Origin of the sequence: Stenotrophomonas sp. SI-NJAU-1, from assembly GCF_020883215.1 — a bacterium.
Classification (GTDB): domain Bacteria; phylum Pseudomonadota; class Gammaproteobacteria; order Xanthomonadales; family Xanthomonadaceae; genus Stenotrophomonas; species Stenotrophomonas indicatrix.
The window spans coordinates 1684114-1706496 of sequence record NZ_CP086598.1 but is presented as its reverse complement, the minus strand read 5'-3'; the positions used below and the strand labels follow the sequence as shown (position 1 = coordinate 1706496).

Annotated in this window: 21 protein-coding genes and 1 pseudogene; 7 read left to right on the top strand and 15 right to left on the bottom strand. The window is 66.5% G+C overall.

Translation table 11 applies throughout. From position 1 onward, the window contains the following. Positions 1-87 precede the first annotated feature (87 nt). Complete coding sequence (locus tag LMF57_RS07965) at positions 88-1503, bottom strand: deoxyribodipyrimidine photo-lyase (protein WP_229291173.1); 1416 nt, start codon at positions 1501-1503, stop codon at positions 88-90. Between the two features lie 112 nt (positions 1504-1615). On the opposite strand from LMF57_RS07965, the gene LMF57_RS07960 reads away from it, so the two are divergent. Continuing rightward, a complete protein-coding gene (locus LMF57_RS07960; protein WP_229291172.1) occupies positions 1616-2197 on the top strand; it encodes a hypothetical protein in 582 nt (193 codons plus the stop codon). A gap of 103 nt (positions 2198-2300) precedes the next feature. Here LMF57_RS07960 and LMF57_RS07955 read toward each other — a convergent pair. From LMF57_RS07955 to LMF57_RS07940, 4 genes and pseudogenes are all read right to left on the bottom strand, one after another. Further along, positions 2301-2435 (bottom strand): annotated as a pseudogene (locus LMF57_RS07955) (inorganic diphosphatase); the annotation flags it as partial. 10 nt (positions 2436-2445) lie between these two features. Further along, positions 2446-3753 carry a metallophosphoesterase family protein gene (locus LMF57_RS07950; protein WP_229291373.1) on the bottom strand — a complete coding sequence of 436 codons (1308 nt, stop codon included), beginning with the start codon at positions 3751-3753 and terminating at the stop codon, positions 2446-2448. A 53-nt stretch (positions 3754-3806) separates the two neighbouring features. Further along, positions 3807-4925 (bottom strand): phytase, encoded by a 1119-nt coding sequence (locus LMF57_RS07945; protein ID WP_208082413.1) that lies wholly within the window; start codon positions 4923-4925, stop codon positions 3807-3809. Next, positions 4925-7483 carry a TonB-dependent receptor gene (locus LMF57_RS07940; RefSeq protein ID WP_229291171.1) on the bottom strand — a complete coding sequence of 853 codons (2559 nt, stop codon included), beginning with the start codon at positions 7481-7483 and terminating at the stop codon, positions 4925-4927. The genes LMF57_RS07945 and LMF57_RS07940 overlap by 1 nt, the downstream gene beginning before the upstream one ends. A gap of 153 nt (positions 7484-7636) precedes the next feature. Between LMF57_RS07940 and upp the strand changes: the two genes are divergently transcribed. Next, entirely contained in the window at positions 7637-8269 is a 633-nt protein-coding gene (gene upp, locus LMF57_RS07935; RefSeq protein WP_049470437.1) for a uracil phosphoribosyltransferase, read from the top strand. A 117-nt stretch (positions 8270-8386) separates the two neighbouring features. Beyond that, positions 8387-8680 carry a PsiF family protein gene (locus LMF57_RS07930; RefSeq protein WP_117310122.1) on the top strand — a complete coding sequence of 98 codons (294 nt, stop codon included), beginning with the start codon at positions 8387-8389 and terminating at the stop codon, positions 8678-8680. 250 nt (positions 8681-8930) lie between these two features. On the opposite strand, the gene LMF57_RS07925 is transcribed toward LMF57_RS07930, so the two are convergent. From LMF57_RS07925 to rsmD, 6 genes are all read right to left on the bottom strand, one after another. Beyond that, positions 8931-9818 (bottom strand): MBL fold metallo-hydrolase, encoded by an 888-nt coding sequence (locus LMF57_RS07925; protein ID WP_229291170.1) that lies wholly within the window; start codon positions 9816-9818, stop codon positions 8931-8933. A gap of 120 nt (positions 9819-9938) precedes the next feature. Beyond that, on the bottom strand, positions 9939-11666 hold the full coding sequence (gene ggt / locus LMF57_RS07920) for a gamma-glutamyltransferase (RefSeq protein WP_229291169.1): 1728 nt from the start codon (positions 11664-11666) through the stop codon (positions 9939-9941). Next, positions 11663-11944: a YfhL family 4Fe-4S dicluster ferredoxin gene (locus LMF57_RS07915; protein WP_025878828.1), complete on the bottom strand. Its 282-nt coding sequence runs from the start codon at positions 11942-11944 to the stop codon at positions 11663-11665. The genes ggt and LMF57_RS07915 overlap by 4 nt, the downstream gene beginning before the upstream one ends. Positions 11945-12076: 132 nt before the next feature. Continuing rightward, positions 12077-12568 carry a hypothetical protein gene (locus LMF57_RS07910; RefSeq protein ID WP_025878827.1) on the bottom strand — a complete coding sequence of 164 codons (492 nt, stop codon included), beginning with the start codon at positions 12566-12568 and terminating at the stop codon, positions 12077-12079. Positions 12569-12646: 78 nt separating this feature from the next. Next, positions 12647-13156 carry a pantetheine-phosphate adenylyltransferase gene (gene coaD / locus LMF57_RS07905; RefSeq protein WP_008267036.1) on the bottom strand — a complete coding sequence of 170 codons (510 nt, stop codon included), beginning with the start codon at positions 13154-13156 and terminating at the stop codon, positions 12647-12649. A 26-nt stretch (positions 13157-13182) separates the two neighbouring features. Next, on the bottom strand, positions 13183-13767 hold the full coding sequence (rsmD, locus tag LMF57_RS07900) for a 16S rRNA (guanine(966)-N(2))-methyltransferase RsmD (protein ID WP_324255959.1): 585 nt from the start codon (positions 13765-13767) through the stop codon (positions 13183-13185). A gap of 585 nt (positions 13768-14352) precedes the next feature. Here rsmD and htpG point away from each other — a divergent pair. Continuing rightward, on the top strand, positions 14353-16245 hold the full coding sequence (gene htpG / locus LMF57_RS07895) for a molecular chaperone HtpG (protein WP_229291168.1): 1893 nt from the start codon (positions 14353-14355) through the stop codon (positions 16243-16245). Between the two features lie 233 nt (positions 16246-16478). On the opposite strand, the gene LMF57_RS07890 is transcribed toward htpG, so the two are convergent. Continuing rightward, complete coding sequence (locus tag LMF57_RS07890) at positions 16479-16781, bottom strand: hypothetical protein (RefSeq protein WP_117310116.1); 303 nt, start codon at positions 16779-16781, stop codon at positions 16479-16481. Positions 16782-16912: 131 nt separating this feature from the next. Here LMF57_RS07890 and ftsY point away from each other — a divergent pair, with 131 nt between their 5' ends. The 3 genes from ftsY (at position 16913) to LMF57_RS07875 (ending at position 19766) form a co-directional block, all read left to right on the top strand. Continuing rightward, complete coding sequence (gene ftsY, locus LMF57_RS07885) at positions 16913-18250, top strand: signal recognition particle-docking protein FtsY (protein ID WP_117310115.1); 1338 nt, start codon at positions 16913-16915, stop codon at positions 18248-18250. Between the two features lie 116 nt (positions 18251-18366). Further along, complete coding sequence (mutY, locus tag LMF57_RS07880; RefSeq protein ID WP_117310114.1) at positions 18367-19491, top strand: A/G-specific adenine glycosylase; 1125 nt, start codon at positions 18367-18369, stop codon at positions 19489-19491. A gap of 5 nt (positions 19492-19496) precedes the next feature. Next, positions 19497-19766 (top strand): oxidative damage protection protein, encoded by a 270-nt coding sequence (locus LMF57_RS07875; RefSeq protein WP_025878821.1) that lies wholly within the window; start codon positions 19497-19499, stop codon positions 19764-19766. A 67-nt stretch (positions 19767-19833) separates the two neighbouring features. On the opposite strand, the gene LMF57_RS07870 is transcribed toward LMF57_RS07875, so the two are convergent. From LMF57_RS07870 to LMF57_RS07860, 3 genes are all read right to left on the bottom strand, one after another. After that, the gene (locus LMF57_RS07870) at positions 19834-20283 is read right to left on the bottom strand and encodes a DUF6491 family protein (protein ID WP_117311883.1); all 450 of its coding nucleotides are present in this window, start codon (positions 20281-20283) and stop codon (positions 19834-19836) included. 132 nt (positions 20284-20415) lie between these two features. Then, entirely contained in the window at positions 20416-21129 is a 714-nt protein-coding gene (gene lolD / locus LMF57_RS07865) for a lipoprotein-releasing ABC transporter ATP-binding protein LolD (RefSeq protein ID WP_032977862.1), read from the bottom strand. Continuing rightward, on the bottom strand, positions 21122-22363 hold the full coding sequence (locus LMF57_RS07860) for a lipoprotein-releasing ABC transporter permease subunit (protein ID WP_093819978.1): 1242 nt from the start codon (positions 22361-22363) through the stop codon (positions 21122-21124). The genes lolD and LMF57_RS07860 overlap by 8 nt, the downstream gene beginning before the upstream one ends. Between the last annotated feature and the right edge of the window lie 20 nt (positions 22364-22383).

Genomic DNA, 22383 nt, shown 5'->3' with positions numbered 1-22383 from the left:
AAACAGCCGGACGCGATGTCGGGATGATGATCACACCGGTCGACAGGGACGTGTTCAGCTAGCTGTCTGGACCGCTCAGCCAGCGCTTTACCCCGCCGCCGACTGACGGTAGGCGGCCAGAGCAGCATCTCGGCCAGCCGCCAGGTCCACCAGCGGTGTGCGCGGGTAGCCGGGCGCGAGTTCGGCCAACTGCTGCGGGTGCTGCCATGGAGCGAACCGCGCCTTCACCGGCAGCGCCGCCAGCTCAGGCACCCAGCGGCTGATGTAGCGCGCCTGCGGATCGAACTTCTCGGCCTGTGTGACGGGATTGAACACGCGGAAATACGGAGCCGCGTCGGCACCGGTGCCGGCCACCCACTGCCAGCCCATCGTGTTGTTGGCCAGGTCGGCATCCACCAGTGTGTCCCAGAACCAGCGCGCACCGTGCTGCCAGTGCGCACGCAGGTGTTTGCACAGGTAGCTGGCGACGATCATCCGCACCCGGTTGTGCATGTAGCCGGTATGCCAGAGCTCGCGCAGGCCAGCATCGACGATGGGCACGCCGGTATTGCCGCGCTGCCAGTCGTGCAGCTGGGCAGCACTGGGGCTGGCCCACGGGAAGCGATCGAAACGCGGATTGAGGTTGTCGGTCGGCGTCTTCGGGAAGTGGTGCAGCAGGTGATGGGCGAAGTCACGCCAGCCAAGCTGGCGCAGGTAGCCATCGATGTCAGCATCGGTACCGGCGCTGCGCAGGCCTTCCAGCGCGTGGGCGATGCGCCACGGCGCGATTTCGCCGAAATGCAGGTGCGGCGACAGCCGCGAAGTACCCACCCGGTCCGGCAGGTCGCGCTGCTCGCGATAGCCGCGCAGCGCACCATCCTCGAACACGGACAACGCCTCGAGCGCACCGGTCTCGCCCGGCTGCCAGTGTTGCCAGAACCCGATGTCCCAGTGCAGGGTGGGCGCCAGCTGCAGCGTAGCCAGCGCGAGGCTGTCGACCGTATGCGCCGGCAGCGTCTCCGGTGCGGCCTGCAAGGCGGGCAAACGCCAGTGGCTGAGTACGTTGCGCCAGTACGGAGTGAACACCTTGTAGGGCTGCCCCTGCTGGGTGGCGATGTCCCAGGGCTCGAACAGCAGGCTGCCATTGCAGCTCTGCGCATCGATGCCCTGCTCGCGCAGCGTGCGTTTGATGGCGGCATCGCGCGGTTGCGTGGCCGGTTCGTACTTGCGGTTCCAGTACACCGCTTCGGCGCCGGTCTGCTGCACCAGCTCCAGCAGGGAAGGCAGGCTGTCACCGGCGCGCAGCACCAGCGATGAACCCCGTGCATGCAGGCCGGCATCCAATGCCGCCAGCGAACGATGGCGCCACGCATTGGAGGCCGCGCCCGGCGCCCACTCGCCCTCTTCGTGCGGCGCGTGGATGTACACCGGCACCACATCGTGGCCCGCTTCCAGCGCCGCCTGCAGCGCCGGATTGTCCTGCAACCGCAGGTCCCGACGGAACCATACCAACGCTACCGACACGTGCACTGCCTCTCAGTTGCTGGGCGGCCATGATAGCCAGTGACGGTGAAGGCGATGCGTGCGACCGGCTCTGCTAGGCTGCGCACTCTTCCGCTTCTGCCCGGCCCTCGTCATGGATGATCTTCGCGCCACGTTTGCCCGCTTCGGCTCCCTGCAACCGCAATCCGCCGACGCGTGGCAAGGGCCGTTCCCGCTGCCGGACGTGCTGGCCAGATTCTATGCGCACGTCGGCCCGTTCGGCGAGGTATTCAATCCTGCAAAAGGCCCCTGCGGCATCACCATTCCAGGCCTTGAGGTGTGGATACCGCCCTTGCAGCGCCTGTGGGCCTACCAGGCAGGCTATCGCTGGAACGGCAACGATGGCGAACCGATCAGCGACTGGCCGGCGCAGTGGCTGGTGATCGCCGACCGTGGCGCCGATCCCCTCATCCTCGACATCGACGACGGGCGCGTGCTGTTCGCCCGGCATGGTGCGGGCCACTGGGACGCCGATGACTTCGCCGCCGACGTGCCGACCCTGATGGCCGCGTTGGCTGCCGCCGGCAGCGTTTACCTCGATGCCGACGAGGATCTGTACAGCGATGACGATGATGGCGGGATCCGTCCGGTTCATCGCGAAGCGGCGCTGCGCGCTGTCGCCGCAGTGATGGGCGGCACGGATGAAGCAGAGCTGTTCCTGGACGCAATGCAATAGAGCCACGCCATGCGTGGGGTGCACGGAAAGGTTCAATCCACGCGTGGCGTGGATCTGCTTCTGGACTGCTGCATCGCTTCGCTGATCACCCGCCCGTCGTTCCTTCCTGCGGCACCTGCTCCGGCTGAGCGGCCAGGAACGGGTGCAGTACGGTATCGGCAGCAGCCACCGCGCCCACCACCAGCAGCAGGGCAACGGCAATGGCGGCCAGGGGAACGAGGCGCGGGCGCGTGCTCATCGGTCTGCCCTCACTCCCAGCACCGGTCGGTGCGGCCCTTGGCGGTCTGGGCACGCGCGCAGTCACGCGGCGCGATCCGTCCTTCCTGCTGCTCCACCCGTTGCTTGCCGCCATTGTCATCGCGCTTCAGCTCGAAGGCGTCGTACAGGCGCCCGGTCACCGTGCGCGCCTCGTAGCGAAGGCGCTGCGGATCGATGCGCAACACCTGGAACAGCTGGGTGTCTTCGCCCACAGGGTCCATCGTCCTGCGTGCTTCGTCCGACAGGCGGTACTGTTTCGGTCCGGCCACCGTCACCACGTACTGCGGTGTTGCCGCTTGCCCCTCGCCGCGACGGCCGTAGGTATGGTCATGCCCCTGCAGTACCAGATCCACCTTGTGACGGCGCACCACCGGCAGCAGCACCTTGCGCAGGGCAGCATTCTCGCGGCCCTCGCGCGGCGAATAGAACGGCTGGTGCAACAGCACGATCGTCCACGGCTGCCGGTTGCCGGCCAGCACCTTGTCCAACCATTGTGCCTGCGCCCTGGCGGTACCGAGATCCAACGCCGAGGTGCCATCGACCACGGCCACGCGCACGCCCTGTGCGTCGAACCAGTAGCTGGTACCCGCCGCCGCGCTGGCACCGTTGCCCGGCAGGGCGAAGGTCACCGGCCAATGGCGGCCCAGCACGCGGCGCTCCTGTGGCGTGTCCTCGAATTCCTCGAAGTACTCGTGGTTGCCGATCGCCGGCGCGACCAGCGTCTCCTGTGCCAGCCAGCTGGTGGCGGCGAACCATTCGCCCCATTCGCTGTCGTCCATGTTGTCGCCACCGCTGACCAGGTCGCCGGCAAACAGACTGATCCGTGCATCCGGCGCGGCCTTCTGTGCGGCCCGCACCACGCGGCTTACATGGCTGACGTTCTTGTTCTGGGTATCGCCGAAATACAGCAGGGTCAGCGGCTGGTCGGCAGCGGCCAGCGTACGCAGCTGGTTCCACGCGCTCCAGCTGCCATTGCCCTGTACGCGGTAGACATACAGGGTGTCCGGCTGCAAACCATCGATGTCGGCGCGATGATGATGCGACAGGCCGTTCTCGGTCTGCAGCACCTGGCTCTTCGCGCGCACCTGGACGATGCCCTCGATGGCCGGCGAATCGTCGGCCCGTGCGATTTCCAGCAGCGGCGACTGCACGCTGCCATCGGTGCGCCAGGCCACTGCAAAGCCGTGGCTGGGGTCGACCGATGGAGAGGCAACGATGCGGTCCGGCACCGGTGTGGCCGCGTAGTAGCGGCTGCCCGACGGCACCTGCGTATTGGGCTCGGCCGCAGCCATCGCCATCGATGGCAATGCCAGCAGCAGCCCGATCGCAAGCAGGCGCACCAAACGCGCGCTCACGAGCCACACTCCAGCGGCAGGGCCAACTGCTTGGCGATGCTCTCCCAGTCGAAGGCCACCACGCCCTGGTCATCGTGCACCGCATACAGGGCGCCGTGCGGGAACCGTGGCGTCGGCAGCTGCATCATCCAGATGCCATCGGTGTTGGCCACGGTATTGCCCTGGAACGCACCCACCTGCTTCAGCGTATGGCGGTCGAACAGATGGAACACGCTGCGCTGCTTGCCCTGCTCGGTGGTGATCCACCAGCCGTCCTTGCCGCAGGTGCGCAGCATCACGCCTTCGGCCTGCGCCTTGAACACGTCGCGACCGAAGGTGGTGCCGGTGAAGCGCCCGGCCAGGGTGTAGACCTTGAATTCGCTGGCGTAGCTTTCGTCCTCTTCGGCGATCAGCAGGCGATCATTGGCCGGATCCCCCCAGATCGATTCGACCACGCGCAACGCGCCGGCTTCGCTGGTATCACCGATGCTGGCCGACAGTGTCGCCTGCACCTTCGTGCCGTCACGGGACACGTGGTACTGGCGCACGCGCTTGTCCAGCTCAGCCAGCGGCGGCAGGATGTCCTTGCCCTGTGCGTCCTCGCCGTTGTCCCAGGAGTCGGTGACGTAGACGCTGTAGCCATCGGCACGGCGGTCCACCCACAGGCCGTACGGCTTGCGCAGGTCGTCGGCACCGAAGGTGGCCAACGCCGTGAAGTCCGGCAGCGAAAGCACCTGCACACGGTGGTTGTCGCGCTCGACGATCCACAGCAGGTCATCGATCACCGCGATGCCGTTGGGACGATCGAACTGGCCCAGGCCGGTGCCGGTGCTGCCGACGTCGCGCAGGTGCTGGCCGTTGCTGCCGTCGTAGACCACCAGCTTGTCGGTGGCCTTGGCCGTGGCGATCAGCCAGGTCTTGCCATCCGGCGCCTGCCAGGACGCAGGCGAATCGATGTTGTCGGCCGGGGTCATCGGGGTCAGGAAGGCCTCGGCGATGGTCGCCACGTTGCGCTCGACCGGTGCCACAGCGCCGGTCGCTGCAGCCGCTGCCGGCGCCTTGTCCGCTGCCGGCGTGCAGCCGGCGGCAAGAACGGCTGCCAGCGCGGCCGCCATCAGGGTCATGCAACGCGCCATCACAGCGCCACCTTCAGGCCGACGGCGTAGGTGCGGCCATACTCTTCCATCTGCAGGGTGCGCGAGCGCGTGCCCTGGTACAGCTCCAACGGCTTGTCCAGCAGGTTCTGCGCTTCAAAGTACACGCTTACGTTCGCGTTGAACTTGTAGTCCAGCGAGAAGTCCAGCTGGGTGTTGGGCGCGACGTAGATGTCGAACGCACGGCCCTTGCCGATGCTGTCCAGGTACTCGCTGCGGTACACCGCCGCCAGACGGGTGCTCAGGCCGTACTTTTCATAGCCGATGTGGGCGCTGTACACGTGCTTGGAGGCACGCGGCAGGGTGAAATCCTCACCGGCGCGATCCTCGATGCCAGCGTCGAATCCGGTATCCAGCCAAGTGCCGCTGGCGCCCACCAGCAGGCCGTCCAGGCCCGCGGGCAGGAAGGCCAGCTGCTGCTGCCAGTTCAGCTCCGCACCACGCACGGTGGCTTTGCGGCCATTGATCGGCTGGGTCACGTCGAAACCACCGTAGGCCGGATCATTGGTGCGCACCGTCTCGACGATATAGCCGTCGATGGACTTGTGGAACAGACCTAGCGAAACGATGCCGGTGCTGCCGAGGTACTTCTCCACCGACAGGTCGATGTTCTTCGACTCGTACGGGTCCAGCTCAGGATTGCCCAGGCGCACTTCCTCGTCGCCGCGGCTGTAGCCGACGCGCGGCGAGATATCGCCGAAGGACGGGCGCGAAACGGTCTTGTTGGCCGACGCGCGCAGCACCCAGTCATCGGCTGCGTCGTAGCGCAGGTGCAGGCCCGGCAGTACGTTGGTATAGCTGCTGTTGGCCACGCGGGGGGTTACGGTGTAGCTGCGGCCGTTGGCCGCCACATCGACCTGGTTGCCCTCGGCCCTGAAGCGGGTGTTCTCCACACGCACGCCACCGATGATGCGCAGCGCACCGACATCCCAGGTCCCCATGGCGTAGCTGGCGAAGATGTCTTCACTGGCGGTGTAGTCCTCTTCCAGCGAGGTCATCGCGTTGGCGCCGACATCCTGCGGCCGGGCACTGAACTGGCCACGATTGGCCGCCCAGTACGCGCGCATCGCGTCCGAATCCATGCCGTCACCCAGGCTGCCGTGGCGGTGATCCGGAGAGCCGGTGGTCCAGCTGGACAGGGCAACCTTGGGGCCGACGCGCAGTTCGCTTTCGTCGACGTTGACATCGCGGTCGCGCCATCGCCCCAGCAGGCCGAACTTGATGCTGCTGCTGTCGCCATCGAAGCGCACGTTGACCTGTGCGCTGTGCTCCTTGTCGTTCACCTGCTTGGGTGAAACCACGAAGCGGTCGAACGCGTAGTTCGCGTTGTCCAGCCACTGCGGATTGTCGAAGCTGTAGCTGGGCAGGCGGCTGCTCTGGTCCAGCGTACCGTTGAAGGCCTTGCCGTTGAGCTTGAAGCGCGCCTCCATTTCATCGTTCACCCGCTCTTCGGTGCGGGTGAAACCCACCTTGTAATCGACCACGGCGTTGGTCAGCGTGTTCTCGCCGCCCAGGCTGGCCGCAAAGGTGTTCTCTTCCTTGGTGCGGTAGCGCATGCGCTTGTCGATGGAATCCTTCGGCATGCCGTCCAACCGGTACTGGTCGGTACCGGTCTTCACCATCTTGGCGTCATCGAAGTTGAAGATCACCCGCTGGCGGGTTTCGGCATCATCGAACTGGCTGTACAGCGCACGCAGGTAGTACTTGCTGTCCTCGTTCGGGCGCCAGTCCAGGTTGAGGTTGGCGCCGATGCGCTTGCGCTCGATCTCATACTTGCGGTGCTGCAGGTTGATCGCGGTGACGTCGCCCGGTGCGGCATCGTCTTCCCCGTCGTACTCCACTTCGGTGTTGTCCGATTCGAACGTGCGCTTCTGGTAGTTCACGCCCAGCGCGACGCCGAAGGTGTCGTTGAACACTTCGCTGTAGTTGAAGGCCGCCTTCGGGCTGGTTTCGCCGGACAGCTGCTGGTGGCTGGCTTCGATCTTGCCACGCAGGCTGCGACCGTCACGATCGAAGGCCGAGGCCGATTCAACCAGGATCGCGCCGCCGATGGCGTCGCCCGGCATGTCCGGGGTCGGCGACTTGACCACGCGCAGGCGTTCGGTCGAATCGGACGGAATCACATCCAGCGGCGCCGCGCGGCTGGAATCTTCCGGGGTGCCGATGGCGATGCCGTCGACGCTGACGCTGTTGAGGTTGGCATCCAGGCCACGCACCACCACGAAACGGCCTTCACCCTGGTCTCGGGTCACGCTGATGCCCGGCAGGCGCTGCAGCGACTCGGCCACGTTCTTGTCCGGGTACTGGCCCAGCGCGTCTGAGGACACGGCGTCTTCGATGGCATCGCTGCTGCGCTTCAGGTCGACGGCGCGTACCTGCGATTCCAGCTGCGCACGCACTTCGATGCGGTCCAGATCGGTCGCTGCGGTGGCCCCCCCTGCCACGGCAGCGGCAGCGTTTTCGGCCGCCACCACTGACGGGCTGGCCGTCACCAGCAGCGAGAGGCTGATTGCCAGGCCCAACGTGTTCTTCTTCTGCACAGCTATCCCCAACGGTGTAAAGATTGGGTCAGCACGGTATGTCCGGCAGGTTGCATGGGCATGACACCGGTGGAGCCTGGCCTGCCGGACCCGGCTCGGCACCACCGCGCATTCCGCTTAAAATGGTGGCCTCCCCTTCTGCCAGACCCTCCCATGAAGATCGTCGAAGTGCGCCACCCGCTGGTGCAGCACAAGATCGGCCTGATGCGCAACGCCGCGCTCAGCACCAAGGATTTCCGCGAACTGGCCAATGAACTGGGCACGCTGCTGGCCTACGAGGCCACCGCCGACCTGGAAACCGAGCCGCACACCCTGCCGGGCTGGTCCGGTCCGGTCAGCGTGCAGCGCATCGCCGGCGCCAAGATCACCGTGGTGCCGATCCTGCGCGCCGGCCTGGGCATGCTCAGTGGCGTGCTGTCGCTGATCCCGGCCGCCCGTGTCAGCGTGGTCGGCCTGCAGCGCGATGAGGAAACCCTGCAGCCGGTGCCCTACTTCGAGCGCCTGACCGGCCGCCTGGAAGAGCGCGACGCGCTGATCCTCGACCCGATGCTGGCCACCGGCGGCACCCTGATCGCCACCATCGACATGCTCAAGCGCGCCGGCGCCCGCCGGATCAAGGGCATCTTCCTGGTTGCCGCACCGGAGGGCATCGAAGCGGTGAAGGCCGTGCACCCGGACGTGGAGATCTACACCGCCGCGATCGATGCGCAGCTCAACGACAAGGGCTACATCCTGCCGGGCCTGGGTGATGCCGGCGACCGCATCTTCGGTACCCGCGTGGGCTGAGATCGACCGGGTCGGAGCGCTTTCGAAAGGAAGTGCTCCACCTGCTCCAGGCACCTTCACGCCGGCTTTGCGGCAACGGGCGAATGCTCCGCGCACCCGCGCCGCCCTGGAGCCACCATGAATGCCTCTTTGCTGCTCGCCGCCGCCCTGCTGCTCAGCCTCCCGTTTGCCGCCAACGCAGCGACCCCGCAACAGCAGCGCATGGCCGACTGTTCGGCAAAGGACAAAGGGCTGAAAGGCGACGCCTACACGCCCGCGCAGAGCACATGCCTGAGCTCGCACGCAGCCGCACCGGCAACCCCTGCCACACCGCAGGAGCGCATGAAGAAGTGCAACGCAGATGCCGCCACCAGAAAGCTCGCCGGCGACGCCCGCAAGACCTTCATGAGCAGCTGCCTCAAGGCATCGTAAAAACAGCGAAGAAAGGCCCCATCCACGCATGGCGTGGATCTACTGACCACCGGAAAACTGTCGAAGGCGGGGCGGTGTCGGATTGCGGGGTGTCAGCCGCATGGATGCGGCTGCCAAGCCTACAAGGACGTACTTGCGGCGTCCCCGCAATCCGACACCGCCCCTCCACCCACGGACAGCCCGCTGTTGCTGTTGCTGTTGCTGTTGCCTTTGATTCGGCAGGTGCAGGGCGCAGCCCTGCCGGCCAACCTCACCCCAACGCCCGCGCCTTCAGTTCGTCCTGCTCATGCAGCGTCACGAAACGTCCCTTCTCATCCCGCCCGACCTGCGCCAGCGCCACCTGCGGATCATGGGTGAAGAACAGATGCACGTTGCGCGCCAGCTTGTCTTCCAGGAACTGCCGCTTCTCGTCGATCAGCAGCTCGGCGTTGCGGTCGTACCCCATGGTGATCGGCACGTGCACCCACGAGCGACCCGGAATCAGATCGGCGCAGAACACCACGCCGCCGTGCGCCCCCTCGCCTGCGCGTGCCTGCCCGACGATCTCGGCCAGCATCAGCCCCGGCGTGTGCCCGTCGCTGTAGCTGAAACGCACGCTGTGGCCGAGCACCTTCGAATACTCGCCGTCCACCACTTCCAGGCGGCCACTGGCCTGCAGCAGGCCCGGCAGTTCTGGAATGAAGCTGGCGCGATCGCGCGGGTGCGGCTGCAGCGCGCGCTGCCAATGCTGCGCCCCGACCACGTACGTCGCATTGGGGAACAGCAGTTCCGGTTCACGGCCTTCGTGCCACGCGGCCAACAGGCCGCCGGCATGGTCGAAGTGCAGATGGCTGAGCACCACCACGTCGATGTCTTCGTGCTCGAAGCCGGCTTCGCGCAGCGAATCGATCAGCACATGCTGGCTTTCCTGCACGCCATAGCGCTCGCGCATGCGCGGCTCGAAGAACGCACCGATGCCGGTTTCGAACAGCACCGTCTTGCCTTCCAGCGGGCTCGCCAACAACGCACGACAGGCCAGCTCGATGCGGTTGAGCTCATCCGGTGCTGCCCACTTCTCCCACAACGCGCGCGGCGCGTTGCCGAACATTGCACCGCCATCCAGGCGCTGGGTATTACCGCGGATCGACCATAGTTTCATGAGGCAATTATCGGTGGCCGCTCGTTAAATAATCGCTAGTGGGAAAATGAAAAACCCCGCCGTTGCGGGCGGGGTTCTCAGGTTTGCGTCCGCCGGACATGGCCCGGCGCAACCGCCGGCTCAGGGAGCCGGCACGACCTGGGCACTGCCGACCGGGTTGCGCGGGTCACTGCCGCCAAACAGTTTGTTGGCCTTGCGGTCCCACTCCACCGTCTGCAGGTTGCCCCACACGTGGCTGGAACCGCGGCCGCCGGCAGCGACCTCGCCCGGCAGGTCGATCTTGTGGCCCATCGCCTGCAGCTGCTTGATGGTGCCAGCGTCGAAAGCATTGCTTTCCGCTTCGATCAGGTCCGGCAGCCACTGGTGGTGGTAGCGCGGCAGCGCGGCGACCTGCTGCGCATCCAGGCCAGCGTCGTAGCCCAGGATACCCAGCAGCACCATGGTGATGATGCGGCTGCCACCGGGCGTGCCCAGCACGATCACCTTGTCGTCGTTTTCCATGAAGGTGGGCGTCATCGAGCTGAGCATGCGCTTGCCCGGCTTCGGCGCGTTGGCCGCGTAGCCCATCACGCCAAAAGCATTGGGCGTTCCCGGCTTCAGCGCGAAGTCGTCCATCTCGTTGTTCAGCAGCACGCCGGTGCCCTTCGGAATCAGGCCCGAGCCGTACAGCAGGTTGACGGTCTGGGTGGCACCGACACGGTTGCCATCACGGTCGATGATCGAGAAATGGGTGGTCTCGTCATCCTCCAGCGGCGTCGGGTTGCCCGACAGCAGGTCGCTGGGGGTCGCCTTTTCCGGATGGATGGTTGCGCGCAGGCCCTGCGCGTAATCCTTGCTGGCCAGCACCTTCTGCGGGATCTGCACGAAATCCGGGTCGCCGAGGAAGAAGGTGCGGTCACGGTAGGCACGACGCATCGACTCCACCACCAGATGGGTGCGGTGCGCGGCATCCATCTGCTTGATGTCCCAGCCTTCCAGGATCTGCAGCATGCTGGCCAGAGCGATGCCACCGGAGGACGGCGGCGGTGCGGTGGTGATCTTCCAGCCGTTGTAGTTGAAGACGATCGGCGCACGCTGCTTGACGCGGTAGCCGGCCAGCTCTTCGGCGGTCCACTTGCCGCCCGCCTGCTTCACGCCGGCCAGCAGCAGCTTGCCGGTCTGGCCCTTGTAGAAGCCGTCGAAGCCACCGGCCGCCAGGCGCTCCAGGGTCTGCGCCAGTTCCGGCTGCTTGAACAGGTCACCGGTGGCGATCGGCTTGCCATTGCGCAGGTAGACCTCGCGCGTACCGGGATAACGCTCCATCACTTCACGGCGCGAGGCATAGCCCTTGGCCATGCGGTCGTACACCGGGAAGCCTTCACGCGCGATGCGGATCGCCGGCTGCAACGACGCTGACAGCGGCAGCTTGCCGTGCTTGGCCGACAGTTCGACCAGCGCCGCCGGCAGGCCCGGAATGCCGGCCGACCACGGGCCGTTGACCGAGCGGTCGCGGTCCAGGTCACCCTTCTTGTCGAGGAAGGCCTGCGGCGTGGCCGCGGCCGGCGCGGTCTCGCGCGCGTCCAGCATCACGTCCTTGCCGGTGCCCGCATGATGCAGCAGGAAAAAGCCGCCGCCACCGAGGCCGGAGCTGATCGGCTCGACCACTGCCAGGGTCGAGGACACCGCCACCGCCGCGTCGAAGGCGTTGCCGCCCTGGGCCAGGATGTCGACACCGGCCTGGGTGGCCAGTGCGTGACCGCTGGCGATGGCCGCGCCATCGGGGCGCTCGGCACGGACCGGGGCATCAGCCCAGGCGACGGAACTCAGCAGCAGGCCGAGCAGCAACAGGGGGCGGGCGAACGACTTCATTCGGATGGGGGCTCCGCATAGAGTTCGGGATGATCGTGCTGCAGTTGGCGCAACTTGGCCAACAGCTCGATTTCGGTTTCGACGATGTCCGGATCGGGGTCGATGCATTCGACCGGGCAGACGACCACGCACTGCGGTTCGTCGAAATGGCCCACGCACTCGGTACAGCGGGCGGGGTCGATCACGTAGATGGTTTCACCCATCGTGATGGCCTGGTTCGGGCAGGCCGGCTCGCATACGTCGCAGTTGACGCAGAGCTCATTGATTTTCAGCGACATGGCGATACTCCACGCCCGCGCCTTGGGACAAGGACCGGCCTGCGCGGGCGCGCGGGCCGGTCAGGTCATCAGCGGCGCCCATCGCAGGGCGCCGCCCGGGCCGTGCCGAAGCACGACCGCCTCGGCTCGGTCTTACTTGGCTTCGACGAAAATGTACTCGGCACCGGTCGGCTGGACCACGGCCTGCACGCGGGCGTTGTCGGCGGACTGGCCGATGAAGACGACGCGCACGCCCTTCATCGAATCCGGCGAGACATCCTTGAACACGGTCTGGATCATGTCAGCCATCTTGCCCGAGGCCGACGAACCGAAGGCCAGCATGTTGCCCGGCTGCACGCCACGGGCCACGGCCTGGGTCGCGCTTTCGGTCTGGCGCTCGTACTTGGCCTGGAAGTCCGGATCCGATTCCGGCGACAGGTAGTACAGGAACGGGCTGTTGGTGATGTTGCCCATGTTCTGGATGGCCACTTCCTGCAGGTACTTCTTCCAGCCTGCGTCGTCTTCCTTGGCCGGCGCGACCAGCGCCTGCTTGGCTTCGTCGACCGGAGCGGCTTCTTCCTTCTTGCAGGCGGTGAAAGCCAGGGCAAACGAAGCGATCAGCATCGCGCGCATGGTGTTGTTCATGGGTTTCCTCCCGGAATGTTGCGTGTTGGTGTGCGTAATGGAATGCGTGGTGCTACAGGATCTACTGCTGGCCAGGGCTTACGACTGCGCCGACTTCGCTTCGCGGACCTTGCGCAGCGCCTCGAGCACGGCGGCCGGCACGAAGCCGGACACATCGCCACCCAGGCGTGCGATCTCGCGGACCAGCGAGGACGAGATGAAGCTGTGCTGTTCGGCCGGGGTCAGGAACAGGGTCTCGACCTCCGGAATCAGGTGGCGGTTCATGCTCGCCATCTGGAATTCGTACTCGAAGTCGGACACCGCGCGCAGCCCGCGCAGCAGCACACCGCCCTGCACCGAACGCACAAAATGGGCCAGCAGCGTATCGAAGCCGATGACCTCGACGTTGCTGTGGTGGCCCAGGGCGCCACGCGCCAGCTGCACGCGCTGTTCCAGCGGCAGGGCCGGTCCCTTCGAGGGGCTCTGCGCCACGCCCACAACGACCTTTTCAAACAGCGGCGCGGCCCGGCTCACCAGGTCGATATGACCATTGGTGATGGGGTCGAACGTGCCGGGATAGACGGCGATGCGGCGGTTGGCCACGGTCATGGGCGGTAGCAGATGTTCAGATGAGGTCAAAGTGTAGCAGCGGCGCGGCGGTACAGGGCAAAGCGCACCTCGCGGGTGCCGCCATCGCGGTGCAGCAGCCATTCCGGGGGCAGCACCGGCACGTGGCTGGCCGGCGATTCCAGGTACAGCCAGGCATCGGCGGCCAGGTGCCGCGGCAGCTGGGCCAGCACGTCCTGCCACAGGCCATCGGCGAACGGCGGGTCGATGAACACCAGATCCGCCTGCTGCGCCGGTGCGGCCTGCAGCCAGCGCAGCGCATCGGCCTGGGCGACCGTCACGACGTCACCCGCCTGCAGTCTGGCCACGGCCGCCGACAGGTTGCGCGCGAGCTGCGGGTCGCGCTCGACCAGGGTGGCATGCGCGGCCCCCCGCGAGACCGCCTCCAGCCCCAGCGCGCCGCTGCCGGCGAACAGGTCCAGCACGCGCGCCCCGCCCAGCTTGGGCATCAACCAGTTGAACAGGGTCTCACGCACGCGGTCGCTGCTGGGCCGCAGGCCCGGCAGGGTCGGAACTGGCAGTCGGGTATTGCGCCAGCGTCCACCGATGATGCGCACCTGGCCTTCGTTGCCACCGCGGCCGCTCACAGGCACCCCTGGCGAGGTTCATTCGAGAATTTCAGCATGAGCGGGATTGTAGTTCGGCCGGGCTGCGCCCGGCACCCGCAGAGGCCGAAGCAACGTCAAAAGCTGGTTTCCTGTGGGTTGGCGGGGTGGGTCCGGTTGAGGGGGACGCTGCAAGTACATCCCTGTAAGCTCGGTCGCCGCATCCATGCGGCTCACGCCCCCTCAACCGGACCCACCCCGCCTTCGACAGTTTTCCGCGATCTGTCAAACGGCTCTTGGGGGATTTCGATATCTGAGAGATTTCATCCACGCATGGCGTGGATCTACTGCAGGTCGCGACGATCTGTCGGAGGCGGGGCACTGTGGGTTTGCGGGGTGTGAGCGGCATGGATGCCGCGACCAAGCCCCCATGGACGGGTTTACGGCGTCCCCGCAAACCCACAGTGCCCCGCCATCCCACGGAATGCCCGCTGTTGCTGTTGCTGTTGCTTTGGCCTCGGCGGGTGCAGGGCGCAGCCCTGCCAGAACAACCCCTTGATTTCGGGACAATCACCCCTACCCCTTGGCGAGGCCGCACGCGCTTGCGCGGCACCGCACATGGAGCCCTACCCGATGACCGAGACGACCCAGACCGAAACCCTTGGCTTCCAGACCGAAGTCAAGCAGCTGCTGCAGCTGATGATCCACTCGCTGTACTCCAACAAGGAGATCTTCCTCCGCGAGCTGGTCTCCAATGCCGCCGACGCCGCCGACAAGCTGCGCTTCGAAGCCCTGACCCAGCCTGAGCTGCTGGAAGGCGACAGCGAGCTGCGCGTGCGCGTCAGCTTCGATCCGGCCGCCCACACCATCACCATCGAAGACAACGGCATCGGCATGAGCCGCGCCGATGCCATCACGCACCTCGGCACCATCGCCAAGTCCGGCACCGGCGACTTCCTGCGCCAGCTGTCCGGCGACCAGAAGAAGGACTCGCAGCTGATCGGCCAGTTCGGCGTCGGCTTCTACAGCGCCTTCATCGTCGCCGACGAAGTGGAAGTCACTTCGCGCCGCGCAGGCCTGGCCGCCAATGAAGGCGTGCGCTGGACCTCGCGTGGCGAAGGCGATTTCGATGTCGCTACCATCGACAAGGCCGAGCGCGGCACCCGCATCGTCCTGCACCTGAAGGACGGCGAGCACGACTTCGCCGACGGCTGGCGCCTGCGCAGCATCCTCAAGAAGTACTCCGACCACATCGGCCTGCCGATCCAGATGCCCAAGGAAGGCGGCGAAGAAGGCGCCGCGATCGAGTGGGAAACCGTCAACCGCGCCAGCGCGCTGTGGACCCGCCCGCGCACCGAGATCAGCGATGCGGAGTACACTGAGTTCTACAAGCACGTCGCCCACGACCACAGCGACCCGCTGGCGTGGAGCCACAACAAGGTCGAAGGCAAGCTGGAGTACACCTCGCTGCTGTACGTGCCGGGCCGCGCGCCGTTCGACCTGTACCACCGCGATGCGCCCAAGGGCCTGAAGCTGTACGTGCAGCGCGTGTTCGTGATGGACCAGGCCGAGCAGTTCCTGCCGCTGTACCTGCGTTTCATCAAGGGCGTGGTCGATTCCAACGACCTGTCGCTGAATGTCTCGCGCGAGATCCTGCAGTCCGGCCCGGTCATCGATTCGATGAAGGCAGCGCTGACCAAGCGTTCGCTGGACATGCTGGAGAAGCTGTCCAGCGACAAGCCCGAGCAGTACGCCACGTTCTGGAAGGAATTCGGCCAGGTGCTGAAGGAAGGCCCGGCCGAGGACTACAACAACCGTGAGAAGGTCGCCGGCCTGCTGCGCTTCGCTTCCACCCGTGGCGAGGCCGATGCGCAGACCGTCTCGTTGGCTGACTACATCGCCCGCATGGCCGAAGGCCAGGACAAGATCTATTACCTGACCGGCGAGAGCTACAGCCAGGTGCGCAACAGCCCGCACCTGGAAGTGTTCCGCAAGAAGGGCATCGAAGTCCTGCTGCTGACCGATCGCATCGACGAGTGGCTGATGGGCTACCTGACCGATTTCGACGGCAAGGGCTTCGTCGACATCGCCCGCGGCGACCTCGACCTGGGCGCGCTGGAGAGCGAAGCGGACAAGCAGGAGCAGGAAGCCGCAGCCAAGGACAAGCAGGGCCTGGTCGAACGCCTGAAGAACGTGCTCGGCGATGACGTGGCCGAAGTGCGCGTGTCGCACCGCCTGACCGATTCGCCGGCGGTGCTGGCCATCGGCGAACAGGACCTGGGCCTGCAGATGCGCCAGATCCTGGAAGCCAGCGGCCAGAAGGTGCCCGACAGCAAGCCGGTACTGGAGATCAACCCGGGTCATCCGCTGATCGCCAAGCTGGATGCCGAAGCCGATGGCGCACGTTTCGACGACCTGGGCCGGGTGCTGTTCGACCAGGCCGCACTGGCCGCCGGCGACAGCCTGAAGGACCCGGGTGCCTATGTGGCCCGTCTGAACAAGCTGCTGCTGGAGCTGTCGGCCTGACCGATGCCGGGATCGCCCGGCCTGGTGGGTGCCAACCTCGGTTGGCACCGCCATTGCCCCGGTAGATGCCAACCTGGGTTGGCGCCGCCATTGGCCTGGTAAATGCCAACCTTGGTTGGCGCTGCTGTTGGCTTGGTAGATGCCAACCTTGGTTGGCGCTTGAAAAGCTGCCGAGCATGGCTTGACTGCAAAAGCGTGCCAACCAAGGTTGGCACCTACCAGAGCCGGTCGGATCAGGCCTGCCGATCCAGCAGCGAGCCCAGCATCTGGTCCTCGCGGCGGATCAGCGCAGCATTGGCGGCGAAGGCCACCACCTCGGACTTGGCAGCCAACAGGTCGCCCAGCGGTGCGGTCGGATCGGTGTCGCCATGGGACGTCACGCGGGTGTCCACCCCGCCCTGCGCTGCGGCATCGCGCTGCAGCTGCAGTCGTGGCGCATCCGGGGTCGCCAGGTTGGCCACATTGTGTGCAGCCACCTGCACGCCCTGCTGGGCCGCACGCATCCCGCTGAGCGCAACACCTGTCACATCGTTCATCGGCGGTCTCCCAGGCCACCCAACGCAGCCCTCCGGACCGGTTAACGGCCGCGCAGCTGCGACCTTGAGTCCACGCCGGCCATACAGGCCCGGGTGGTAGCATATCCCTCTGATTTCAGCGCCTTTTGCCAATGCTCAGTTTTTTCCGCCGCAAGAAGCCCCAGGACGCCGCCACACCGGACGCGCCCAAGACCCAGCACTACTCGGCTGAAGAGCTGGCGGCGGCATTCCCGTCGGCCGCGCCACCCGAGCAGGCCCCGGCCGCACCGGTAGCCCCGCCGACGGTGGAAGCGCCTGTGCCAGCGGCCACGCCCGAGGTCGTTGCCCCCGCAACGTCAACCGCGCCGGCCCCGCAAGCAACACTGCAGACGGCGCAGGAAACCATCCCCGAAGCCACGCCCGCCCGCGTGCTGGCGCCGGAGAACTTCGAAGCCGAAGCGGCCGCCGCCGCCGCGGTGCTTGCCCCGCTGGCCCCGGTCATCCCGGCGCAGGAACCGGCCGCCCCCGCCGCCGACCTGCCGGTGCTGGTCGATACCCCGGCCGCCCCGGCGGGCAAGCCCGGCTGGCGCGAGCGCCTGCGCAACAGTGCGTTCGCCCGCAGTTTCGGTGGCCTGTTCTCGCGCAACCCCAAGCTCGATGACGACCTGCTGGACGAGATCGAGACCGCGCTGCTGACCGCCGACGTCGGCGTTGCCGCCACCACCGACCTGATTGCTGACCTGCGCAAGCGCATGAAGGCGCGCGAGTTCATCGATGCCAATGCCCTGCTGGCGGCACTGCGCGCGGACCTGATCGCGATCCTGCAGCCGGTATCCAAGCCGCTGGTCATCGACCGCAACGCCAAGCCCTTCGTGGTGCTGACCGTGGGCGTCAACGGCGTCGGCAAGACCACCACCATCGGCAAGCTGGCCAAGCGTTTCAAGGACGAGGGCCACAGCCTGATGCTGGCCGCTGGCGATACCTTCCGCGCCGCCGCCGTCGCCCAGCTGCAGATCTGGGGCGAGCGCAACGGCGTGGCCGTGGTCGCGCAGGGGCAGAACGCTGATGCCGCCTCGGTGGCCTACGATGCGCTGCAGGCCGGCAAGGCCCGCGGCACCTCGGTGCTGATCGCCGATACCGCAGGCCGCCTGCACACCCAGTCCGGGCTGATGAACGAGCTGGGCAAGATCCGCCGCGTGCTCGGCAAGATCGACGAGAACGCGCCGCACGAAGTGCTGATGGTGATCGACGGCACCACCGGCCAGAACGCGCTTTCGCAGCTGCGCCAGTTCAATGCCGCAGTGAAGGTGACCGGCCTGGTGGTGACCAAGCTGGACGGTACTGCCAAGGGCGGCGTGGTGTTCGCGCTGGCCCGTGAGTTCGGCATTCCGATCCGTTTCGCTGGCATCGGCGAGCGCCCGGAGGACCTGCGCGTGTTCGATCCGGAAGCCTTCGTCGACGCCCTGTTGCCCGAAGCGCTGGGTGCCTGATACACCGTGCAGCCACGCGTGGCGTGGCTCTACTGCAACCCGGTAGAGCCACCCCATGGGTGACCGGCCGCTGCCGTAGTAGAGCCACCCATGGGTGGCTGCCCCCTGGAGTACCGATGCCCCGCCAGCCGAACGCCAGCGCCACGTCCGACCCTGAGCACGGCTTCGTTGCCCGCCTGCTGCACTGGTTCGACGGCCACGGCCGCCACGACCTGCCCTGGCAGCATCCGCGCAGCCCATACCGGGTGTGGTTGTCGGAGATCATGCTGCAGCAGACCCAGGTGGCCACGGTCATTCCGTACTTCCACCGTTTCCTGCAGCACTTCCCCACCCTGCCCGAACTTGCCGCCGCCAGCAACGACGCGGTGATGGCGCAGTGGGCCGGCCTGGGCTACTACGCCCGCGCACGCAATCTGCACGCGGCCGCCAAGCGCTGCGTGGCCGAGCACGGCGGCGACCTGCCGCGTGACTTCGATGCCCTGCACGACCTGCCCGGCATCGGCCGCAGCACCGCCGGCGCGATCCTCAGCCAGGCCTGGAACGACCCGTTCGCGATCCTCGATGGCAACGTCAAGCGCGTGCTCAGCCGCTATCACGGCGTCGAAGGCTTCCCTGGCCTGCCCGCCATCGAAAAGCAGCTGTGGGCCATCGCCGAAGCGCAGGTCGCCCAGGTGCCGGCTGGACGCATGGCCGACTACACCCAGGCGCAGATGGACCTCGGTGCCACGGTCTGCAGCCGGTCCAGACCGGCCTGCGTGATCTGTCCGCTGCAGGCCGATTGCGTGGCACGTCGCGAAGGCCGCACCGCCGAGCTGCCAACCGCAAAGCCAGGCAAGACGCTGCCCGAACGCGAGGCGGTGGCCCTGCTGCTGCGCGACAAGCAGCAGCGCGTGCTGCTGCAGAAGCGGCCGGACACCGGCATCTGGGCACAATTGTGGACGCTTCCGCAGGCCGATGCGGGCAGCGAGCTGCAGGACTGGTTCGACGTCCACGTCGATGGTTCGCTGGAAGATGCCGAGGAACTGCCTGTGCTGCAGCACACCTTCAGCCACTACAAACTGCACCTGCAGGTATTGTCACGGCAGGTGCACGGCCTGCGCGTGGAAGAACCCACGCTGCGCTGGGTTGGCGCCGCCGAACTGCCTGCACTGGGCTTGCCTGCCCCCATCCGCAAACTGCTTGAGGGCGCGCCCATCAAGAGCCCGAAGCGAACTTCCGCAAAATCCCGCAACCACGAGTGAGTGCCATGCCCCGAACCGTCTTCTGCCAGTACGAACAACGCGATGCCGAGGGCCTGGACTTCGTGCCTTACCCGGGCGAGCTGGGCCAGCGCGTGTTCAACCACATCGGCAAGCCGGCGTGGACCGCATGGCTGGCACACCAGACCATGCTGATCAACGAGAACCGCCTTTCCCCGCGAAAGCCGGAGCATCGCGCCTTCCTGGAGACGGAACTGGTGAAGTTCCTGTTCGAGAAGGACGCGGAGAAGCCCGCCGGGTTCACCCCCGAAGCCTGACCTGCCGGTAGCGCCGGGCCATGCCCGGCGTCCAGCCATCCGCCGGGCATGGCCCGGCGCTACCGCTCTACTTCGCGGATTCCTCGCGTTCCTGCACCTGCGCCTGCCGCAGTTCCTTTTCCTCCGCCCGCAGCGAGTTCACGTCCAGCTTGCGGATGCTGTTGATGAAGCACGGCACGCGTGGACCGCCGGTGGGATCGCGCACCAGCACCTTGTCGAAGCGCGCCGAAACGCGGTTCATCCGGCTGGTCAGGCCGATGGCGGTCGCATAGGGCAGATCCTGGCAGGGACCATTCAATTCCAGCAGGTAGGCCTCGCTCGGCCGCGTCCACACCGCCAGCGCGCTGTCACCCAGCTCGGTCCAGCCATTGAGGCTGCCGAAAAACTGCATGTCGTTCTGCGGCGCGCCAGCGTGGGCACGATACAGGTCGAGTTTCTCGGCGCTGCTGAGCCGACCGGTAGTCGCGCAGGCGGCCATGGCCAGGCAGAGGCTGGCCAACAGAATCGGGGTCTTCATGGCGATCTCCACAAGGGAACTGCGTGCATCATGCGCCCCGCCAGGTGGTGCCGGCGCAACGGCCGGCAGCCCCGTTCAGGCCCTGCATCGAATCCGGTAGTCGCCAACCTTGGTTGGCGCCTGGCCGGCCGCTCAGACGTCGGCGTGGGCCAGCGCGTGCAGGCGCCCTTCGCGCAGCTCCAGCACCCGGTCCAGGCGTCGTGCCAGCGAGCGGTCATGGGTCACCAGCACCAGGCTGGTATGCCGCGCACGGTTGAGCTCCAGCATCAGCTCGAACACGGTCGCAGCAGTGCGGTCATCCAGGTTGCCGGTCGGCTCGTCGCCCAGCACGCAGGCCGGATGATTGACCAATGCACGCGCCACCGCGGCACGCTGGCGTTCACCGCCGGACAGTTCGCCGGGCTTGTGGTCCAGGCGATGGCCGAGGCCGACCGATTCCAGCAGCGCAGTCGCACGCGTGCTGGCCTCGGCCACCGCAGTACCGGCCAGCATCACCGGCATCATCACGTTTTCCAGCGCGGTGAATTCCGGCAGCAGGTGGTGGAACTGGTAGACGAAACCCAGCGCCTGGTTGCGCAGCAGGCCGCGCGAGGTGTCCGACAGCGCCGACATGCGCTGGCCGGTGACATACACCTCGCCCGCAGTCGGCGTATCCAGCCCGCCCAGCAGGTGCAGCAGCGTGCTCTTGCCGGCACCGGAGGCACCGATGATCGCAACCGTCTCACCTGCAGTCACCGTCAGGTCCAGCCCGTCGAACACCGGGGTCTGCATGCGCCCTTCGGCGTAGGTCTTGCCCAGCCCTTCGGCACGGATCACTTCATCGCCGCGGTTGAAGACCTTATTCATAGCGCAGGGCCTCCGCCGGCTGGGTGCGTGCTGCCCGCCAGGCGGGATACAGAGTGGCCAGGAAGCTCATCAGCAACGCGACCAGGGTGATCACCACGATGTCGCTGGTCTGCATGTCGGTCGGCAGGCCTGTGATGTAGTACACATCCTCCGGCAGCAGCTTGACGTTGAACACCGACTCGATGGCGCCGAGGATGCGTTCCAGGTTCAGGGTCAGGGTGATGCCGCCGATCAGGCCGGCAAGGGTGCCGAAGATGCCGATCAGCGAGCCCTGCACCATGAACACCTGCATCACCCCGCCCGGGGTCAAGCCAAGGGTGCGCAGGATCGCGATATCGGCCTGCTTGTCGGTCACCAGCATCACCTGCGAGGACACCAGATTGAACGCGCCCATGGCGATGATCAGCGAGAGCAGGATGCCCATCACCACTTTTTCCATGCGCAGCGAGTGGTACAGGTTGGCATTCTGCTGGGTCCAGTCGCTGACCCGATAGGCACCGCCGAGGTTCTGCGCCAGGTCCACGCCCACCTCCAGCGAGCGGTCCATGTCATGCAGTTTCAGGCGCACGCCGGTGGCGCCATCCGAACGCAGCACGCGCTCCAGGTCTTTCATGTTGGCAAAACCCACACCGCGATCGACCTCGTTGTAACCGGCCTCGAAGATGCCGCTGACGGTGAAGCGCTTCATCCGCGGCACCGCGCCGGCTGGCGTGCCCTGCACTTCGGCGAAGGTCACCAGCACCTGGTCGCCGACGTCCACGCCCAGCCAGACGGCCAGTTCCTTGCCCAGCAACAGGTTGAAGCTGCCCGGGGTCAGGCTGCCGTAGCTGCCCTTGGTGACCTTCTTGTCGATCACCGACACCTTCGGTTCCAGTGCCGGGTCGATGCCCTGGATGATCGCACCCTGCACGCGCGGGCCGCTGATCATCGACTGGATCTCGATATACGGCGCAGCACCGGCCACGCGCGGATCCTTGCTGGCCACATCGACCACGCGCATCCAGTCCGGCATCGGTTCGCCGTCGCGGCTGATGGTGGTGTGCGCGGTCATCTGCAGCAGGCGGCTGCGGATTTCCTTCTGGAAACCGCTCATGACCGCCAATGTGGTGATCAGCACCGTCACCCCGAGCGCGATGCCCAGGATCGATGCCATCGAAATGAAGGAGATGAAGCCGTTGCGGCGCTTGGCGCGCAGGTAGCGCAGGCCAATGGCCACGGGAATGGGTTTGAACATGCAGGCACGCCGGTCGATTC